Here is an 18,125-nt window from a genome sequence, read left to right on the forward strand (position 1 = left end):
AGTCACCATGACCGCAGGGCTGAAGACCATCATCTACCCCGTCAAGGACCTCGCACGGGCGAAGGCCCTTTTCGGCGCGTTGCTCGGCACGGAGCCCTACGCGGACACCGCGTACTACGTCGGGTTCAAGGACTCCGGGCAGGACGTCGGCCTCGACCCCAACGGTCACGCCAAGGGGATGACCGGACCGGTCCCGTACTGGCACGTCGACGACATCCGGGCGACGCTGGCGGCCCTGCTGGAGGCCGGGGCCGAGACGCTCCAGGACGTCCAGGACGTGGGCGGCGGCAGGCTGATCGCCTCGGTCAAGGACACGGACGGGAACCTCGTCGGGCTCCTCCAGGACGGCTCCGGCGCGTAGCCCCGCCGGGTTGTTGCAACCGCACTAGTTGCACACTCAATAAAACCCTGCACCTCTGTTACCGTGCACATATGGCAGCGAACGTGGTGGGCGAGGCCCGGCTCGAGGACCGGTGGCGGGACATCCTGTCGGTGCACGCGCGCACGATGTGCGAGATCGACCGCGCGCTGCACCCGCACGGTCTCGGCGCCAGCGACTTCGAGGTGCTGGACATCCTCGTCTCGAGCGAGCTCGCGCACGAGGGCGAGCACTGCCGGGTGCAGAACATCGCCGACCGTGTGCATCTGAGCCAGAGCGCCCTGTCCCGCCTCATCGGGCGGTTGGAGAAGGACGGCCTGGTGGAACGCACCATGTGTCTGGAGGACCGGCGCGGTGTGTGGGTCGCGCTCACCCGCAAGGGACGTGACCTGCACACCGAGGTACGTCCCCTGCAACGCGCCGTGCTGGCCCGCATGCTGAACGTCTAGCGTCCCTGCGCCGCGCCTCGTCCCTCCACGCACGAACGCGTCACACCACGAACTCCGCCCCGTCCGGCAGCACTTCGACCCCCGCCGCGCTCACCCGCGCACGGGCGTCCGAGTCCGGATCGAGCAGCGGGTTCGTGTTGTTGAGGTGCGTGTAGATCCGTCGGGGGCCGGAATGACGGGCGAGGGCCGCGAGGCTGCCGCGCGCGCCCGCCACCGGAAGGTGCCCCATCGCGGCCTGCCGCCCGCCCCGCGAGCGCACGGCCGTGCCCATCTCGTCGGGCGCGAAGAACGTGCCGTCGAGCAGTGCGCAGTCCGCCGAGGCGAGCAGGTCGTCCAGCTCCGGGGTCCAGGCGCCCAGACAGGGCGCGTACAGGAGCACTCCCCCGCCTGCCAGGTCCTCGATCCGGTACGCGGTCACCCAGCGGTCGTCCGGGTCGGGGCCGGCGACGTACTTCGGGGCCTTGGGACCGAGGGGGTGCGCGGTGACGACCAGACCGCCGGACAGCACGAACCCGCCCTCGGTCAGGCTGTCCGCCCACTCCCAGGGGGCGTAGCGGTCGAGCAGGTCACGCAGGGGGGCCAGGGTGGCGAGGACGGGCGGTGCGGCGTAGACCTTGAGCCCGGCACCGCCGCGCAAGACGGTCAGCCCGGCGACGTGGTCGGCCTCCGCGTCGGTCAGGAGCACGCCCCGTACGGGGGTGTCCCGAGGCCCCGGTCCGGGCGCGAGAGCCGGGGTGGTGGTCAGCTGCGTACGGATGTCGGGCGAGGCGTTGAGCAGCCACCAGTCGCGGGAGTTGCCGCTCAGGGCGACGGACTCCTGGGTCCGCGCCGGCAGTTTTCCGTCGCGGGCGGCCGCGCAGAGCGCGCACGCGCAGTTCCACTGTGGGAAGCCGCCACCGGCGGCCGTGCCCAGCAGGACGACTTTCAAGGGGACTCCCATCCCTGCGCATCGAACCGTACCCGGGGGATCTTCCCCACTCGGCGGCCAGAACTACGCGGCGGCCGGGGGCAGTTCGGGACGATCTTCGCCGGGGCGCCGGTCCGCGGGGCGCGCGGGCGGGATCGGTGTCGAGGGGAAGTCCCGCGGCCCGGTCCACAGCGCCGGGACCGCGTCGCCGCGGCGGCACAACTCGAAGGCGATCGTCTCGTAGTTGACCCGCCAGCCGTGGAAGTGCGGCCACGCCTGTTCGGCCGTCCGCTCGGCGGGGAACCCGGCCGCCTCCAGCATCGCGACGGCCGCGTCGAACTCCAGGTAGGTGAGCTCGATCGGGGTCTCGGGTGCGGGGTCGGTGTCGTAGGGGAAACGCAGGGAGCGGGCGATGTCGCGCAGTGCGGTGAATCCGGCGCGCAGCACCAGGCGGGCCTCGGGCGGGGCGCTGCCCGGGGTGAGGGCGAGCTGCATGGCGGCCGCGTCCATCACGGCGACGAGGGCGACGATCCAGCTGCGGTACGGCCGCGGTGAGCGGAACGCGAGCAGGACGGGGTACGTGGAGTGGCTCTCGCCGATGTCGGAGGCGAGCCGTTCCCAGGAGCGGTAGAGCTCGGGCAGCGCGGTCTCGGTGTCGACCAGCCACTGCCGGGCGAGGATCTCCGGTCCCCAAGCGGGTTCGCCCGCCCGCGACTGGAGCAGGGTCACCTCCAGCTCGCGGCGGTTGTAGGCGGCGTACAGGGTGGGCAGGTAGGCGATCTGGAGGGCGATCACGACCGGTCCGGTGACGGCCGCGATGAAGTCCACCACGGACAGGTGCAGTCGGTCGCCGCTGGCGAAGCCGAGCGTGAACAGGCTGGAGCCCGCCTCCCGGACCGATTGGGTCCAGGTCAGCGAGGAGATGGCGTGCAGCAGCAGTCCGAAGCCGATCAGGGCGCCGCCGAGCCAGCTCACGAGCGTGCCCATCAGCATGAGCGGGGCGAGCCAGGTCTGTGCGCGGTCGATGGCACGGTAGCTGCCGCCGGGGGCGGCGAGGCGCAGCAGGAAGCGCAGGGAGCGCCACCAGCGGATCACCATCGAGGAGTACAGCCCGCGGGGGACGACGAGGGTGCGCAGGATGCTGGCGAACACCAGCAGCAGGAGCAGGCCGCCGGCCACGCCCGAGATCCATTTCATGCGGTCATTCTCACGTCCGACGCGGACGTCTTCAGCGCAACGGATCTCGTACGGCGCGAACGGGGCCCGCGACCCGCACGTCGAACGGTCAGGCCCGCGGCCGGACCAACAGGGTACGAACGCCCTCGGAGGTGAGGGTCAGGCCGTTCGGTGAACTCGGGTCGATGGTGAGCGACAGATCACCGGTCGGCCATTGGGAGGCGAGCGCGCCCAGCGGAACCAGACGGTAGCGGGAGACGGACGGCAGCATTTCGGCCATCGCCGGCTCCGAGGTGAACACCGGCACCACCTGCTCCCCGCCCGGCTGCTCCAGCACGGGCAGCGCCACGGCGGCGGGGTCGCGCACGTCCTCCTCGCTCGCGTCGTCCGGCACCGGGACCAGCACCTCGCTGCCGGCCAGGGTGTCCAGCGCCAGCGGGTTCTCGGTGTTCTCCGCGAGTGCGTTCAGTGCCTCCTGGGCCGGTGTGGTGGCCGTCGGCAGGTAGTGATGGTTGTTCGAGGGTGTGTCCATTGGCAGATCCCAGGTAGTGACGGACAGGCCGCCCGGGGCGGGACTCGCCCCGGGCGCGGCTCCTGTCGCGCGTACCCACTCGCGGCCGGGGCATTCCCCGCCCCCGCCCGCCGGAGCTCACGAGATCGAGAGACCGAGAGATCAGGAGGTCAGGAGGTCAGGAGGTCAGGAGATCAGCGGGATCAGGAGATCAGCGGGATGTCGTCCGACGGCAGGCCGAGGCGGTCGCGGCCGACGCGGCGGGCCAGCGGTTCGGCCATCGTGGGGCCGAGGTGCGACCAGATCGTGGCGGCGTCCCGGAAGTAGCGCTGCATCCGTGCGCCGTCGCGGGCGTGCCGGGAGCCCGCCGTGCGGAAGAGGATGCCCTGGAGCGCGTCCCAGGCCAGGCGCCCGGCGGTGACGAAGACCAGCGCGAGCCGGTTGTCGACGGCGGTCGTGAAGGGAGCCCGGCCCGACACGTTGTCGCAGCAGGCCTCCATCCAGTCGTCGGCGGTCGCCCGCAGCGCCGCGTCCGCCGTACGGATCGCGGCCAGCGCCTCCCCCAGATGGCGCTGGTAGTCGTGGAGGTCGGCGCGGGTGCGGCCGGGATCCAGGACGAGCGGCCGTTCGGCGATGATCCGGGCGTACTCGTCGGCGGCCGCGTACGCGGTGCCGATCATGAGGGCGGCCAGCTCGCCGTGGAAGAAGCTCGCCGCGCGCCCCGCGTACATGGGATGGCCGTGCAGCTTCGAGCCGACGGAGCCGCCCTCGACGGGCAGGTCGAGCAGGCTCGCCTCCCGGGTGAAGTGCGCGGGGATGCGGGCCTCGTCGAGGCGGATGCTGTGGGAACCGCTGCCGCGCAGGCCGAGGACGCCCTGCCAGTCGTCGAGCAGGGTCCAGGCGGATCGCGGCGCGACGAACAGCACGAGCGGCCCCGGCGGGTCCTCCGGCTTCTCGGGGGCGCGCAGGGTCTGACCGACGTAGTGGGTGGAGTACGGGGAGCCGGAGGAATAGGACCAGGTGCCGTCGAGGACCACATGACCGTCGCCGTCGGGCCGCGCCACCCCGACGGGGGTCGCGGTGGAGGCGGCCCGGAAGTCGCCCTCGTCGCCGAAGAGTTCGTCCTGTGTCTTCTCCTCGAAGACCGAGGCGACCTGGAGGACATGGGCGGCGGTGAGGGACAGGGCCCAGCCGGTGGAGGGGCAACCGCGCGCGACCTCGGTCACGACGCGGTAGAAGGTCGGCAGGCCGAAGGCGTATCCGCCGTACCTGCGCGGCTGCAGCATCCGGTAGAAACCGGCGCGCAGGAACTCCTCGTGGGTGTCCTTGGGGTAGATCGTCAGCCGCTCGGTCTCCGGCTGACGTTCGAGCAGCGCGGGCCGCATCGCCACGGCCCGCTCGATCACTTCGCGTTCGGTGAGTTCCGGTTCGGGAACGGCGATCACGGGGCCTCCTGGCAGGCGGGACTGTCCGTACGTGCGGCGATACCAGTGATTGAACACGCAGATCCGCCACGGTGTACCACCGGATAACGCCAAGTACGAGGATCTGTACACCGGTTGAAGTGTCGGCCGGCCCGCCCGAGCGCGGGGGGAGCGCTCTTCCCACCCGTCGGCCAGCGCTTCGAGGCGATGGCCTTGGTGAAAACGAACCAGCGATGGTGACCGGGGCCCACGCGCCTCGCAGACCCCGCCGCCTACCGTGGGCGCATGCCGATGCAACCCTGGTTTCCGGACGCCAAGCTGGGCGTCTTCATCCACTACGGTGTCTACGCCGTGGGCGGAGCGGCCGAGTCCTGGTCGTTCTACACGGGCGAGATGACCCACGAGCAGTACATGAAACAGCTCGAAGGCTTCACCGCGTCGAAGTACGATCCGGACGCCTGGGCCGAGCTGTTCGCACGCATCGGCGCACGCTACGCGGTCCTCACCACCAAGCACCACGACGGCGTCGCCCTCTGGGACACCGGCCACCGCAGTCTCGACGTCGTCCGGGACACCCCGGCCGGCCGGGACCTGGTCACGGGTTTCGTCGACGCGCTGCGCGAGCGGGGGCTGAAGGTCGGGCTCTACTACTCGCACTCCGACTGGAACCACCCCGACTACCCCAGCGTCCGGCACGTCAGGCCGGGCGAACCGCCGAGTCCCTACTCGCACGCCGAGCCCGGCAAGGAGGACCCGGCCGCCTGGGAGCGCTACCTCGCCTACCGCGACGGCCAGGTCCGCGAGTTGATGGACCGCTTCCACCCCGACCTGCTCTGGTTCGACGGCGAATGGGAGCGCACCGAGCAGCAGTGGCGGATGGACGAGCTCGCCGAGCTGATCCTCGCGGGCAACCCCGACGCCGTCCTCAACGCGCGGATGCTCAGCCACGGCGACTACGCCACCCCTGAGCAGGGCACCCCGCTGCAGGCCCCGGAGGGCCCGTGGGAGCTGTGCCTGACGATCAACGACTCGTGGAGCCACCGGCCGCAGGACCGCGACTTCAAGTCGGTGCGTCAGCTGGTGCGCTACTTCACCGAGACGATCGGTATGGGCGGCAATCTGCTGCTCGGCGCCGGGCCCCGCGAGGACGGGACCATCCCCGAGGAGCAGATCGAACGCCTGGAGGGGCTCGGCGCGTGGATCGGGCGGCACACGGACGCGGTGTACGGGACGGTCGCCGGGCTGCCCGCGGGGCACCACTACGGTCCCAGTACTCTCTCCGCCGACCGGCGCACGCTGTACCTGGTCTGCTTCGACGCCCCCCGTGACAACGTCTCGTTGCGCGGCCTGCGCAACGAGGTCAAGCGCGTCACGGTCCTGGGCACCGGCACCGAACTGGGCCACCACGTCACCGGCGGCCTCGACACCGTCCCGGGCGTGACGTGGATCGACGCGCCCGCCGCGGCCGACCTCGACGAGTACGCCACCGTCCTCGCCGTCGAGCTGGAGGGCGAGCTGGACCTCTACCGGGGCACCGGCCGCGACTGACGGGGGGACCGCGTCAAGGGAGTGCGGCGGCGGAACGGGGCGAGCAGCGGTAGAGGCGTGACGTCGGGAGCGGTAGGCGTATGCAATGGGCGCGTACCCATTCGGCGTTGGTCCGGCCCGGGACGGTCACCACGCCGCCGAGGACGACGTAGCGCAGCCGGCCGGTGGCGACGAGGTGACGGAACTGGGCGCCGGTGGGCGTGGGCGCGGCCCCGGTGAATCCGCCCATGGGAAGCACCTTGGCGCCCGCGTAGAGGATGTACGCGGCGGCGGACCGCCAACTGGTCGTCGCGAAGAGGTAGGTGGCTCCGTCCTGGTGGGCCCGGGTGTAGGCCAGGAGCCGCTGCTGGTCCTCGTCGAGTCCGTCGGTGGACTTCGGGGCCTTACCGCCCGCGTTCCCGGCGGCGGGCGGTGCGGAGAGGGTCCGTTGCCGCGCGTCGTGGTGGTGCCACGTGGACACCGGCCCGGTGGAGCCCATGCCGGAGTGCCCGTAGGCGGGATCGAGGACCGAGGCGGCCCAGGCCGCGGAGGGCCCCAGCATCGCCACGACGGCCAGGCCGAGGCCCAGCACCGCGACGCGCCGTCGCGCCCCTTCGGCACCGTCGGTACGGGACAGTGTCAGCAGCGCCAGCGCGCCCGCTCCGAGGATGATCGCGGCCGGGGCCAGCCCCGGCAGGAACGTCGGGTACTGCCCCGCGACCACCGCCGACCAGACCACCGTGGTCACCACGGCGACGGGCAGCGCCCACGTCCGTGCCCCGCTCCCGTTGCGCCAGGCACGCCAGAACTGCACCGTCCCGGCGCCGAAGAGCGCCGCCAGCGGTACGGCCACGACACCCATGTAGTACGTATGGCCGCCGACCGCTCCGGCGCTGAACACCAGGAAGTACGTGGCCAGCCAGACCGCCCAGAGCAGGAAGCCCGCCCGCAGCGGGTCCGTACGCGGCCTGCCGCGCAGCCACACCAGACCGCACACCGCGGCGAGCGCGGCCGCCGGGTACAGCCAGCCGACCTGCGAGGCCAGCGACGGTCCGACCATCTTGGCCCACTGCGTGGCGGCGTGTCCGGCCCCGGGCCCTTTGGGGACGGTGCCCGCCATGGTCTGTGCCGCCACGCTTCCGGTGTCCTTGGCGTCGATGCCGAGGCTGGAGAAACGGGTGAGGAAGTTGTATCCGACGACCTGGCTGATGGCCGAGTTGTTCGTCGTACCGTCCACGTACGGACGGTCCTTGGCCGGGGTCAGTGTCACCAGCAGCACCCACGAGGCCGAGACCGCCAGACACACCGCGCCTGCGGCGGCCAGGTGGGCCAGGCGGCGGCGCAGCACCGCCGGTGCCGAGACCACGTACAGCAGGCCGAGCGCCGGGAGGACCGCCCAGGCCTCCAGCATCTTGGCCTGGAAACCGAGGCCGACCCATATGCCGGCCGCGAGCAGCGGGCGCAGCCGGGCCTCGCGGGCCGCGCGCAGCGTGGCGTCGGCGGCCAGCAGGACGAGCAGGGTGAACGCGGGGTCCTCGGCCTGCGTGCGGAAGAGCCCCGCGACCGCCGGGGTCAGCGCGAACGCGCCCGCCGCGAGCAGGCCCGCGCTCTCCCCCGCCCAGCGGCGCACCGCGCGGTACAGGACGGCGACGCTGAGCACGCCCTCGATGGCCTGGGGCAGGGTGAGCGCCCACGGATGGAATCCGAAGATCCGCGCGGACAGCGCCTGGGGCCACAGGAAGCCGGGCAGTTTGTCGATCGTGATCGAGTTGCCGGGGTCGAAGGAGCCGAACAGGAAGCCCTTCCAGCTCTCGGACATGCTGCGCGCGGTCTGCGCGTAGAACGCGTGGTAGCCACTGTGCTGGATGTCCCAGGTGAACAGCAGGGCCGCCATCGCGAGGATCGCCAACAGCGCGGGTCTGGCGTGGGCCGGTCCTCCCACCGGGCCGCGGCCGGACGTCCCGGGACGGGCGAGCAGCCGCCCGCCCGTCCGCTGCGCCGACGCGATGATCGCTGCGGTGGTGCTGACCATGGACGTACCTTCCCGGTGTACTCGCCGTTCGCTCGAAGAGAGGGCGGAACGGCCCACCGGGATGCCTGGGGGCGGTGGCTGTTCAGGTGACGTTCAGGTCGGGGGAGGAACGCCGCGGCTCACACCGCGGGTCGCGGCCGGTGCGCTGCCGGACTCAGCTCGTCTCCGCCGCGCGGCAGGAGCCGCAGGTGATGTGGCGGGCCGGCTTCTCGTGGGTGGCCCGGCCGGTTCCGGTGATGTCCTGGGTCGGCGGGTGGCTTTCGTGCACATGCGTGCGACAGAGCGCCGCGCCGCAGCGGATGCATACGGCGACCGCGGGACCGGGGGTGCCGAGGCAGTCGTAACAGTTCATGTCCTCACCTCGTTCTCTGGTGAGCACGGCCCTGTTGGGGGCTCTGCGATCCATCCTCCATCATCCGTACGAACATCGCCTGGCAGAGAACCCGACCACGAGCCGTGCGCCCGGGCGGGCCGGAATCGGTCACCCTGTCGCATCGGACCAGGGGGCGGAGTAGACAGGGGACATGAGTGACAGTGATGCGCCGGCCGAAAGAGGCGGCCGGGGCATCGGCATCCACTACGCGGAGGTCTTCCGGGCCCTGCCCAGTCCCGTGCTGCTGCTCACGCCCGACATGGTGGCGGTCGACGCCAATCGGGCCTACGAAAGGGTTTCCGGACGGAGCCTCGCGCAGCTGCTCGGCCGGTGCGTCTTCGACGTGTTTCCCGACAACCCCTCCGACCCCCGGGCCAATGGTCCCCAGGCGCTGCGCGCCTCGCTGGAGCGGGTGCTCGCCACCGGCGGCCCCGACACCATGGCCGTGCAGAAGTACTCCGTGGACGTGCCCGACCGGCCCGGCGTGTTCGAGGAGCGTTACTGGAGCACCGTCAACATCCCTCTTCTCGACGCCGACGGCCGGGTGTCACTCATCGTCCACCGCGTCGAGGAGGTCACCGCGCTGATACGCGCCCGGCGGGCACTCGGCGCCGCACCGGAGGTGCCCCTCACCGCCGAGGACGCGATGACCGCCGATCTGCTCAACCGCTCCCTGGAACTGGAGGAACTCAACGAGGAGTTGCGCAAGGCCCACGCCCGCGCGCACGAGGTCGCCGTCACGCTGCAGCGAGCCATGCTGCCGAGTACGACGCTGCCGGACCGACCCGGGGTGGCCGTGCGCTACCGGCCCGCGACCAGCTTCCTCAACGTGTGCGGCGACTGGTACGACCTGATCGACCTCGACGCGCGACGGCTGGCCGTGGCGGTCGGTGACGTGGTGGGGCACGGTCTGGAGGCGGCCGGGACCATGGGGCAGCTGCGCAGCGCCCTGAGCGCGGCGATCCGCGCCACCGGGCGCCCCGCCACCGCCCTCACCACCCTCGCGGCGCACGCCCACACCGTCGACGGCGCGCTCGCGGCGACCGCCGTCCAGGTCGTCATCGACCAGACCGCCCTCACCGTCACCTACAGTCGCGCCGGCCACCCGCCGCCTCTGCTGGCCCACGGCGACGGCGCCGTCGAGGTGCTGGACTCGGCCACCGACCCGCCCCTGGGAGCGGGTGACGACTCCCTTCCCCGCTGCGAGGCGACGGTGGGCTACGGTCCCGGCAGCACCCTCGTCCTCTATACCGACGGTCTCATCGAGCGCCGGGGCGAGGACATCTACGCCAGCCTGGACCGCCTCGCCCACAGCGTCGAACATCATCATCTGCTCGGGCCCGAGGCCCTCGCCGACGCCGTGCTCGCCGATCTCGTCCCCGCGCCTCGGCGCGGCCCCGACGACGACACCGCGCTCGTCGTCATCCGGCTGTGAGCCGTCCGGTCCCCGATGCGTCCGTGCTCAGGTCGTGGGGGGCGAACCACGTGGGCGCGTCCGACAGGGCCTGCTTGATCCGGAACATCCCGAACTCGTTCAGCTCGGGCAACGCGTCGACCGCGAACCAGCCGACGTCCAGCGACTCGTCGTCGTTGACCCTCGCCTCGCCGCCGACAGCCCGGCAACGGAACGTGGTGTCCATGTACTGGCAGGTGTCGCCGTTCTCGTAGGTGACCGGCTCCAGGGCCTGCACCAGCACCACGCGCTCGACGACGCACCGCACGTTGGTCTCCTCGAACACCTCCCGCACGGCGCAGGCCGCGGGCTGCTCGCCCGGGTCCGGAATGCCGCCGATGATCGACCACTTCCGGGTGTCGGTGCGCCGGCCCAGCAGCACTCTGCCCTCGTCGTCGAAGACGATGGCGGTGACTCCGGGGAGCCACAGCAGCTGGTGGCCAGCCGAGGCCCGGATGGTGCGGATGAAGTCAGGAGTAGCCATGGACCGACCCTAACGGCCGGATTCCGTCATCCGGCCGGGGTCAGGCGAGATCGCCCGGAACGGCGCCGTTCCGGCGCCCCCGGACCACCGTCGTACCCGCCCAGCCGAGACCGCCCACCGCGACCGCCACCAGCAGCATCTCCGGCAGGATGCCGAGCCGCGTGGCGGGGGTCTCGGAGGAGCGCAGCGGCACCTTCTGGACCAGCGAGTCCGCCACGAACATCCCGGTCCGCTGGGTGATCCTCCCGTCCGGCATGATCACGGCGCTGACGCCGCTGGTCACCGGCACCGTGACGGTACGGCTGTGCTCGACGGCGCGGACCCGGGACATGGCGAGCTGCTGATAGGTCATCTCGCTGCGGTCGAAGGTCGCGTTGTTGCTCGGCACCGAGATCAGCTGCGCGCCGTCGGTCACGGTGCTGCGCACGGCCCAGTCGAAGGCGGCCTCGTAACAGGTGACCAGTCCGACCCTGGAGCCGTCCATGGTGAACACGCCCGGCTTGTCGCCCCGGCTGAAGTCCTGGCGGACCATCGAGGTCCAGTTCTTGTTGATCGCGCCGAGCAGTGAGCGCAGCGGAAGGTACTCGCCGAAGGGCTGGACCTGTCGCTTGTCGTACGTGTCGAGGGGGCCTTTGACCGGGTCCCACAGGATCTGCTCGTTGTAGAGCTTGCCGTCGCGCTCGACGACGCCACCGACCGAGACGGGCGCGCCGATGGCCTTGGCGGCGTCGTCGATCACGAGGCGGGCGTCGGCGTTGGTGAAGGGGTCGACGTCGGAGGAGTTCTCCGGCCACAGCACGAAGTCGGGCCGGGCGACCCTGCCCGACTTGACCTCGGCGGCCAGCCGCTCGGTCTCCCGTGCGTGGTAGTCGAGCACGGCGCGCCGCTGGGCGTTGAAGTCGAGCCCCGCGCGCGGCACGTTGCCCTGGATGACGGCGACGGTCGCCGTGCCGTTCTCGGCCTTGTCGCTCACCAGCGACCGCGCCGCGAGCGCCCCGACGACGGGGACGGCCACGCTGAGCAGCGCCGCCGCGGCGGCCCCTCGGCGTACGACGCCGGTGCGCCGACCCTCGACGACCTGGCGTACGACCTCGTACAGCCCGAAGCCGCAGAGCACGACCGCGAAGCCGAGTACCGGGGTGCCGCCCACCGCGGCCAGCGGGAGGAAGATGCCGTCCGCCTGACCGAAGGCGATCTTGCCCCAGGGGAAGCCGCCGAACGGCGCACGCGCGCGTGCCGCCTCGCCCGCGATCCAGACCGCCGCCGCCCACAGCGGCCAGCCGGGCAGCCGGGAGACGAGGGTGATGCCCGCGCCGACGAGCGCCACGTACACCGCTTCCACGGCGACGAGGGCCAGCCACGGGCCGGGGCCGACCTCGACACCGGTCCACACGAGCAGCGGCAGCAGGAAGCCGAGGCCGAACAGATAGCCGAGCCCGAGGCCCGCCTTCCAGGAGCGACCGCGCAGCAGCAAGCCGAAGACCGCGAAGGCCGGCAGGGCCAGCCAGGAGACGGTGCGCGGCGGGAAACTGACGTAGAGCAGTACTCCGGAGAGCGCCGCGGCGGCGGCCGGAGCGTATCGCCGAGCCAGTCTGGCCCCGCGCGATGCGGGCGCGGCCTGGGGTTCGAGCTGATCCGGCTCGTCTACGGAAGTTGCGGTGGCGGTCACTCGGGGAGTGTACGGCGCGTGAGCTGGGCTCCGACAGCACGGCCCGCACCATGAACCTCCCGGCGCCCGGGGGTGGTCCGTCCCTCCGCAGACCGTCGCATGCCCGCCTGATGCACCGTTCCTGCGCAACTCATCCACAAACCGGCGCATCAGCCGTTACGGTGTGCCCGAGCCTCTGACGTGCGGCCGGATGCGGGCGTGTCGGTCGGGGTCCGGCACAGGTCGGGGGGCGACGGGGTGGGGTCCACAGGGATGAGGTCCGCGGCCGGTTCGGCGGCCGAAGGCGAGAGACGAAACGTTTCGGACGCCATGGGTGTGATCGTGCTCGGGGCCTGCGCGGTGTGGGCCCTGATCACGGCGACCGCGCACGACGGGCGGCCCGAGGGCGTGCTCCTGGCCGTGCTCGCCGTGGCCGCCGGGTACGCCTCCGGCCGGATCCTCGGCGCTCTCCTGCCGGTCGCGGCGCCGGGTGCCGGGGCCCTCGCCGGACTGGGCCTCGCACTCGCCGCCGCGCACACCACCCCGGACCCGCAGCTCACGACGCCCCTCGGGCACGGCGGAGCCACGGCCGCGCTGCTCGCCCTGTCCACCGGTGCGGCGTGCTGCGCGGCCTGGGCGGCACGCAGCCCTGCGCAGCGGCTCGCGCTGAGTCTGCTCGCCGTCGGGATCGTGGTGAGCGCGGCGGTGCTCGGCTCGACCACGGGATGCGCCGCCGGCGCCGGAGTGCTGCTGTGCTCGCTCGCCGCCGACCGCATGCGCCGGCGCGCCCTCGGACTCGGGGGTCTCGCGCTCGCCGCGGCGCTGGTGACGGGCGCGACCTGGGCGGTCGCGGCGAACGTGCTGCCCGACGGTCTGACCGCGTCCCTGGAGGGGCCGCTCACCGAGCACCGGGTCCTGCTCTGGCGCGACGCGCTCCACCTGGCGGGACACCATCCCGCCCTGGGTGTGGGGCCCGGGCGGTACGGGGAACTCGGTCCGACGGTCACGCAGTCGCTGCTGCCCGACGGCAAGCCCCACTCGGCACCGTGGCAGCAGGCGGCCGAGCAGGGTCTGGTCGGCGTCGCGCTGCTCGCCGCGGTCTTCTGCTGGTTCCTCTATTCGCTGTGGCGTTCGCCGCGGTCCACGACGATCGCCCTGACGGCGGGCGCGGCCCTCACGGCGCTGGCCGTGATCGCCTCGCTGGGCAACGCGCTGAGCTTCACCACGGTGACGGCGGGTGCGGGGCTGCTCGCGGGGCTCGCGACGGCACGGCCCCTGGCCGACGAGGACCTGGAGCGCGTCCTGAACACGGGAGACCAAACCCCGAGGAACCAGCTGGAGCCGTGAACTCCGCGGCGGTCAGATGACCGCGCCGGGCGTGGCCGGCCGCAGCCGGTCCCGGATGATCCGGACCATCGCCTCCGCGTTGTCCACCGTGATGGTGAACGTGTGTCCGTCACCGAGCCGGAGCACCACGCCCTCGCCGCGCCGGACGATGACCGCGGTGCCCTTGTCGGGACGCCAGCGGTAGCCCCAGCCGCCCCACTGCCGCGGGGTGACCCGGGGGGCGAAGTCGGCGCCGACGACGCTCGAGAGCGGAATACGCCGGCGGGGCAGACCGATGTGGCCGCACCGCACTTCGAGGCAGTCCTTGTCGACCTTCACGGCGACATGCACGAAGGCGAGCGTGCCGAACATGATGAGCAGTCCCGCCGCGATGCACCCGACGACGGACATGGCCAGTGCCGCGACACCCGACGTCCACGTCGAGTCGACGGCCAGTTCGACACCCAGCGCGATGCAGGCGGCCCCGCCTATGGCGGGCAGCCACTGGACGCGATTGGTGGCACGCCCGGTCCAGACATCGGGGTGCGAGAAGTTTTCGCGGTGGAGGTGGTCCCTCATGTTTAAGAGACTACTCAGGTTCCGCACCGCGGGCACCGGGTCGCGGAGGGTCACTGCTCCGGGTGGGCGCGCGGCGCACGCGGGGCGTTCGGGCGGTGACGGACGGTCGCCGTCCGGAGCGCCTCCGCCCGGCGACAGAGTCAGCGGGCGAAGGATTCCGAGCGGCGACAGAGTCAGCGGGCGGGGCTGACCGCCTGAAGAAGGCGGCCTTCCTCGTACGCCAGCGCGGTCGCCGACAGGTCGCCCTCGCTGCCGCTGAGGAGCACGGTGAGGGAGCCCTCGGCGGGGGCCGCCGGGTCCGGGAGCTCGCCGATCCTGCGCAGTGCCTGCGCGGCGACCGCCCCGGCGGAGCCATGCAGCGCGAGCGGCGGGAGGCCGGGCTGCTGCACGGCCGTGCGGATGCGTTCGGCGACCAGCTCGTAATGGGTGCAGCCCAGGACGACGGCCCTTACATCGCCGGGGGTGCGCTCGGCCGCCGCGGCGATCGCGGCGTCGATACCCTCCTGGTCACCGTGCTCCACGGCGTCGGCGAGCCCGGGGCAGGCCACTTCGGTGACGGGCACTCCCTCGGCGAACTCACCGATGAGCCCGCGCTGATAGGGGCTGCCGGTGGTGGCGGGCGTGGCCCAGATCGCGACGGGTCCCCCACCAGCCGCGGCCGGCTTGATCGCCGGGACGGTGCCGATGACGGGCACCTCCGGCTCCAGGCGGGCGCGCAGCGCCGGAAGGGCGCGGACGGAGGCGGTGTTGCAGGCGACGATCAGGGCGTCGGGACCGTGCTGCGCGGCGGCCTCGGCGACGGCGAGCGCGCGGGCGGTCACGTCCTCGGGCGTACGTGGTCCCCAGGGCATGCTGCCGGGGTCCGAGGAGAGCACGAGATCGGCGTCCGGCCGCAGTCGACGTACCGCGGCGGCGGCAGCGAGCAGTCCGATTCCGGAGTCCATGAGCGCGATCTTCACCCGGTCACCATAGACGATCCGCCCCGGCGGCCCCCCGGGGTGGGGCAGACTGCGGCGGGTGAGTGCCGTCGCGTGGACCGCCTTGGGATCACTGGCCGCCTGGCTGTGGCTGCTGCTCGGCCAGGGCTTCTTCTGGCGTACGGATCTGCGCCTGCCGCCGCGTCGGGAACCGGACGACTGGCCGTCCGTCTGCGTCGTCGTACCGGCGCGCGACGAGGCCGCCGTACTGCCCGAGAGCCTGCCCTCGCTGCTCGCCCAGGACTATCCGGGGCGCGCCGAGATCTTCCTCGTAGACGACGGCAGCTCGGACGGCACCGGGGAGCTGGCCCGTGCGCTCGCCCGCACGCACGGCGGGCTGCCGCTCACCGTCGACTCGCCCGGGGAGCCGCCCGCGGGCTGGACCGGCAAGCTCTGGGCCGTGCGTCACGGTATCGGCCTGGCACGCGCGCGTGGCCCCGAGTACCTGCTTCTGACGGACGCGGACATCGCGCACGCGCCGGACAGCCTGCGGACGCTGGTCGCCGCGGCGCGCACGGGCGGCTTCGACCTGGTCTCGCAGATGGCCCGGCTGCGGGTGGTGAGCGTGTGGGAGCGGCTCGTCGTCCCCGCCTTCGTCTACTTCTTCGCACAGCTCTATCCCTTCCGGTGGATCGCGGTGAAGGACTCACGGACGGCGGCCGCGGCGGGCGGCTGCGTACTGCTGCGCGCGGACGCCGCCGAGCGGGCGCGGATCCCGGACGCCATCCGGCACGCCGTCATCGACGACGTGGCGCTCGCCAGGGCGGTCAAGGGGAGCGGGGGCCACGTCTGGCTGGGGCTGGCCGAGCGGGTCGACAGCGTGCGTCCCTATCCCCGGCTGCACGACCTGTGGCGCATGGTCTCGCGCAGCGCGTACGCCCAGCTGCGGCACAACCCGCTGCTGCTCCTCGGTACCGTCCTCGGCCTCGCCGTGGTGTACCTGGTGCCCCCGGTCGCCCTCTTCACGGGTCTCCTCTCCGGGCACACGGGGATCGCGGCGGCCGGCGGGCTCGCGTGGCTGCTGATGACGGCGACGTATCTGCCGATGCTGCGCTACTACCGGCAGCCCGTGTGGCTCGCCGCGTCGCTGCCCGTGACCGCGTTCCTGTACCTCCTCATGACGGTCGATTCCGCGGTGCAGCACTACAGGGGGCGCGGCGCGGCCTGGAAGGGCCGCACCTACGCGCGCCCGGACACCGCGCTCGACGAGCGCTGACCGGTCACTTCCCGCGAGTCATTTCCTGTGGGTCACTTCCCTGGGCCGCTTCCCCGGGCCACTTCCGTGGGTCACTTCCTGCCGGGGGTCCAGTTCATGCCCCACCCGTAGACGCGGTCCACCGTGCGCTGCGGGCTCACGCCGCGCTCGGGGACGAGGTAGCGGGCTTCACGCTGGACGATCAGGTCGCCGCCGTTGTTGGTGATGAGGGCGAGGGCGCAGACCGTCGAGGGCACCGTGCACTCGTCGAGCGAGAAGTCGACGGGGGCGCCGTTCAGCGGTTGCAGGGTGACCGTGGCATGCAGGTCGGCGAACGAACGCGCCCCTTCGTAGATGGTGACGAAGATGAGGATGCGCCGGAAACTCTGCTTGTGGTCGAGGTTGACGGTGAGGTTCTCGCCGCTCGCCACGGCACCGGTGCGGTCGTCGCCGTCGAGGTGGATGTACGGCGGCTGGTGCAGCGCCCCGAAGGCGTTGCCGAGCGCCTGGACGACTCCCTTGCGGCCGTCGGACAGCTCGTACAGGGCGCAGAGGTCGAGGTCGAGGTCCCTGTGCGCCGCGACGGCCCGGCCCCGCTTGCTGCCCCACCCCGAGAACTGCTTGCGCACCTGCCAGTTGAGGTTGACACGCATGGCGCCGGACGTGCCGCCCTGCTTGGTCAGCGAGACCGAGGGCGCCTCCTTGGTGAGCGTGACCTTGGAGAGGCGGACCGGGGCCGCCCCGGGCCGGGCGGGCGGCGGAGCCATGGCGGGGGGCGAGACGGTGACCGGCGGTGCGGTGACGGGCGGTGCGACGGGCGGAGGCATGTTCACCGGCGGCCCGACCGGCGGCGGACCGGCCACACGTGTGCCGGGCGCGGGCGGCACGGCGGCGGGGGGTGTGGGGCCGGGCGGTGCGGAGGCAGGCGGTACGGGGGCGGTCGGCGCGGCGGCGGTCGGTGCGGGGGGCGGCGGGGGCGGTGCCGCGTGCTGCGGCTCGTCCACCGTGATTCCGTAGTCCTTCGCCAGCCCTTCCAGTCCGCTGCTGTAGCCCTGTCCGACCGCGCGGAACTTCCAGGCACCCTGGCGCCGGTAGAACTCGCCGAGCACGAAGGCGGTCTCGACGGTCGCGTCCTTGCTGTCGAAGCGCGCGATCTCCGTGCCCTGTCCCGCGTCGAGTACGCGGATGTACAGACCGGGCACCTGCCCGAAGGTGCCGCCGTCCGCGGAGGCGGCCAGCACCACGGTCTCGATCGCGCCCTCCACGCGCGCGAGGTCGACGAACAGTGTGTCGGTCACCTGACCGCCGTCGCCCCGCTTGCCCTCGTGCCGCACGGCGCCGGAGGGGTGTGCCGGCTGGTTGTAGAACACGAAGTCGCCGTCCGAGCGGACCCTTCCGGAGACCAGCAACAGCGCGGAAGCATCCGCGTCGGGGACCCCGGGCCCCGAACGCCACCCCATTTCGACGCGCAACGCACGCGTCGGCACAGGAACATTCGAACCTTTAGGCATTGTCATGTCCGCCCCCATCACGTGTCACCGCGCCAGGCCGTGCCTCGGGCCGTCCCTCGGGCCCTTTCCCGACCAACCTATTCCCCCAAGGCGGAGAACTCCTGTGAGGTGCCGCGGAAGATCGCACGAGGGGCTTCGAAGACTGCTGGCCAACCACCGGTAACCCCCTCGGAA

At 72.3% G+C, this 18,125-nt stretch carries 17 protein-coding genes; 6 read left to right on the forward strand and 11 right to left on the reverse strand.

All coding sequences use genetic code 11. The features are described 5' to 3' along the window. Positions 1-7 precede the first annotated feature (7 nt). Both FNV62_RS09385 and FNV62_RS09390 read left to right on the forward strand, forming a co-directional pair. Positions 8-361 carry a VOC family protein gene (locus FNV62_RS09385; protein ID WP_054233267.1) on the forward strand — a complete coding sequence of 118 codons (354 nt, stop codon included), beginning with the start codon at positions 8-10 and terminating at the stop codon, positions 359-361. A 71-nt stretch (positions 362-432) separates the two neighbouring features. Then, positions 433-828, forward strand: coding sequence for a MarR family winged helix-turn-helix transcriptional regulator (locus tag FNV62_RS09390; protein WP_060894847.1), 396 nt, complete (start codon positions 433-435; stop codon positions 826-828). 40 nt (positions 829-868) lie between these two features. Here the strand turns inward: FNV62_RS09390 and pqqB are convergent, their stop codons facing one another. The 4 genes from pqqB to FNV62_RS09410 form a co-directional block, all read right to left on the reverse strand. Beyond that, entirely contained in the window at positions 869-1,756 is an 888-nt protein-coding gene (pqqB, locus tag FNV62_RS09395; RefSeq protein WP_097288796.1) for a pyrroloquinoline quinone biosynthesis protein PqqB, read from the reverse strand. A 63-nt stretch (positions 1,757-1,819) separates the two neighbouring features. Next, entirely contained in the window at positions 1,820-2,932 is a 1,113-nt protein-coding gene (locus FNV62_RS09400; RefSeq protein WP_097283444.1) for a hypothetical protein, read from the reverse strand. An 88-nt stretch (positions 2,933-3,020) separates the two neighbouring features. Next, a complete protein-coding gene (locus FNV62_RS09405) occupies positions 3,021-3,443 on the reverse strand; it encodes an SseB family protein (protein WP_054228714.1) in 423 nt (140 codons plus the stop codon). A 182-nt stretch (positions 3,444-3,625) separates the two neighbouring features. Beyond that, positions 3,626-4,867: an acyl-CoA dehydrogenase family protein gene (locus FNV62_RS09410; RefSeq protein WP_097283445.1), complete on the reverse strand. Its 1,242-nt coding sequence runs from the start codon at positions 4,865-4,867 to the stop codon at positions 3,626-3,628. 264 nt (positions 4,868-5,131) lie between these two features. Here FNV62_RS09410 and FNV62_RS09415 point away from each other — a divergent pair, with 264 nt between their 5' ends. Next, complete coding sequence (locus FNV62_RS09415) at positions 5,132-6,394, forward strand: alpha-L-fucosidase (RefSeq protein WP_143600633.1); 1,263 nt, start codon at positions 5,132-5,134, stop codon at positions 6,392-6,394. Positions 6,395-6,407: 13 nt separating this feature from the next. Here the strand turns inward: FNV62_RS09415 and FNV62_RS09420 are convergent, their stop codons facing one another. Then, complete coding sequence (locus tag FNV62_RS09420; RefSeq protein ID WP_144315055.1) at positions 6,408-8,405, reverse strand: ArnT family glycosyltransferase; 1,998 nt, start codon at positions 8,403-8,405, stop codon at positions 6,408-6,410. Between the two features lie 154 nt (positions 8,406-8,559). Continuing rightward, entirely contained in the window at positions 8,560-8,757 is a 198-nt protein-coding gene (locus FNV62_RS09425; RefSeq protein ID WP_054228718.1) for a DUF2180 family protein, read from the reverse strand. A gap of 172 nt (positions 8,758-8,929) precedes the next feature. Between FNV62_RS09425 and FNV62_RS09430 the strand changes: the two genes are divergently transcribed. After that, on the forward strand, positions 8,930-10,213 hold the full coding sequence (locus tag FNV62_RS09430) for a PP2C family protein-serine/threonine phosphatase (protein ID WP_144315057.1): 1,284 nt from the start codon (positions 8,930-8,932) through the stop codon (positions 10,211-10,213). On the opposite strand, the gene FNV62_RS09435 is transcribed toward FNV62_RS09430, so the two are convergent. Further along, on the reverse strand, positions 10,200-10,715 hold the full coding sequence (locus FNV62_RS09435; protein WP_143607371.1) for an NUDIX hydrolase: 516 nt from the start codon (positions 10,713-10,715) through the stop codon (positions 10,200-10,202). The genes FNV62_RS09430 and FNV62_RS09435 overlap by 14 nt on opposite strands. A gap of 40 nt (positions 10,716-10,755) precedes the next feature. Next, positions 10,756-12,384: an apolipoprotein N-acyltransferase gene (gene lnt / locus FNV62_RS09440; RefSeq protein WP_144315059.1), complete on the reverse strand. Its 1,629-nt coding sequence runs from the start codon at positions 12,382-12,384 to the stop codon at positions 10,756-10,758. A 309-nt stretch (positions 12,385-12,693) separates the two neighbouring features. Here lnt and FNV62_RS09445 point away from each other — a divergent pair, with 309 nt between their 5' ends. Next, entirely contained in the window at positions 12,694-13,710 is a 1,017-nt protein-coding gene (locus tag FNV62_RS09445) for an O-antigen ligase family protein (RefSeq protein WP_225900214.1), read from the forward strand. 12 nt (positions 13,711-13,722) lie between these two features. Here the strand turns inward: FNV62_RS09445 and FNV62_RS09450 are convergent, their stop codons facing one another. Both FNV62_RS09450 and FNV62_RS09455 read right to left on the reverse strand, forming a co-directional pair. Beyond that, positions 13,723-14,268 (reverse strand): hypothetical protein, encoded by a 546-nt coding sequence (locus tag FNV62_RS09450; protein ID WP_060902529.1) that lies wholly within the window; start codon positions 14,266-14,268, stop codon positions 13,723-13,725. Positions 14,269-14,441: 173 nt separating this feature from the next. Beyond that, positions 14,442-15,227: a glutamate racemase gene (locus FNV62_RS09455; RefSeq protein ID WP_143600642.1), complete on the reverse strand. Its 786-nt coding sequence runs from the start codon at positions 15,225-15,227 to the stop codon at positions 14,442-14,444. Positions 15,228-15,285: 58 nt separating this feature from the next. Between FNV62_RS09455 and FNV62_RS09460 the strand changes: the two genes are divergently transcribed. Continuing rightward, positions 15,286-16,461 carry a glycosyltransferase gene (locus FNV62_RS09460; RefSeq protein WP_144315063.1) on the forward strand — a complete coding sequence of 392 codons (1,176 nt, stop codon included), beginning with the start codon at positions 15,286-15,288 and terminating at the stop codon, positions 16,459-16,461. A gap of 71 nt (positions 16,462-16,532) precedes the next feature. On the opposite strand, the gene FNV62_RS09465 is transcribed toward FNV62_RS09460, so the two are convergent. After that, positions 16,533-17,969 (reverse strand): TerD family protein, encoded by a 1,437-nt coding sequence (locus FNV62_RS09465; protein WP_164657624.1) that lies wholly within the window; start codon positions 17,967-17,969, stop codon positions 16,533-16,535. Between the last annotated feature and the right edge of the window lie 156 nt (positions 17,970-18,125).

This window comes from Streptomyces sp. RLB3-17 (assembly GCF_007113425.2).
Lineage (GTDB): Bacteria > Actinomycetota > Actinomycetes > Streptomycetales > Streptomycetaceae > Streptomyces > Streptomyces mirabilis_D.

Coding starts and splice junctions, on each gene's coding strand:
- FNV62_RS09385 (WP_054233267.1), top strand. CDS start 8: ATGACCGCAGGGCTGAAGACCATCATCTACCCCGTCAAGGACCTCGCA.
- FNV62_RS09390 (WP_060894847.1), top strand. CDS start 433: ATGGCAGCGAACGTGGTGGGCGAGGCCCGGCTCGAGGACCGGTGGCGG.
- FNV62_RS09400 (WP_097283444.1), bottom strand. CDS start 2,932: ATGAAATGGATCTCGGGCGTGGCCGGCGGCCTGCTCCTGCTGCTGGTG.
- FNV62_RS09405 (WP_054228714.1), bottom strand. CDS start 3,443: ATGGACACACCCTCGAACAACCATCACTACCTGCCGACGGCCACCACA.
- FNV62_RS09415 (WP_143600633.1), top strand. CDS start 5,132: ATGCCGATGCAACCCTGGTTTCCGGACGCCAAGCTGGGCGTCTTCATC.
- FNV62_RS09420 (WP_144315055.1), bottom strand. CDS start 8,405: ATGGTCAGCACCACCGCAGCGATCATCGCGTCGGCGCAGCGGACGGGC.
- FNV62_RS09425 (WP_054228718.1), bottom strand. CDS start 8,757: ATGAACTGTTACGACTGCCTCGGCACCCCCGGTCCCGCGGTCGCCGTA.
- FNV62_RS09430 (WP_144315057.1), top strand. CDS start 8,930: ATGAGTGACAGTGATGCGCCGGCCGAAAGAGGCGGCCGGGGCATCGGC.
- FNV62_RS09435 (WP_143607371.1), bottom strand. CDS start 10,715: ATGGCTACTCCTGACTTCATCCGCACCATCCGGGCCTCGGCTGGCCAC.
- FNV62_RS09445 (WP_225900214.1), top strand. CDS start 12,694: ATGGGTGTGATCGTGCTCGGGGCCTGCGCGGTGTGGGCCCTGATCACG.
- FNV62_RS09450 (WP_060902529.1), bottom strand. CDS start 14,268: ATGAGGGACCACCTCCACCGCGAAAACTTCTCGCACCCCGATGTCTGG.
- FNV62_RS09465 (WP_164657624.1), bottom strand. CDS start 17,969: ATGGGGGCGGACATGACAATGCCTAAAGGTTCGAATGTTCCTGTGCCG.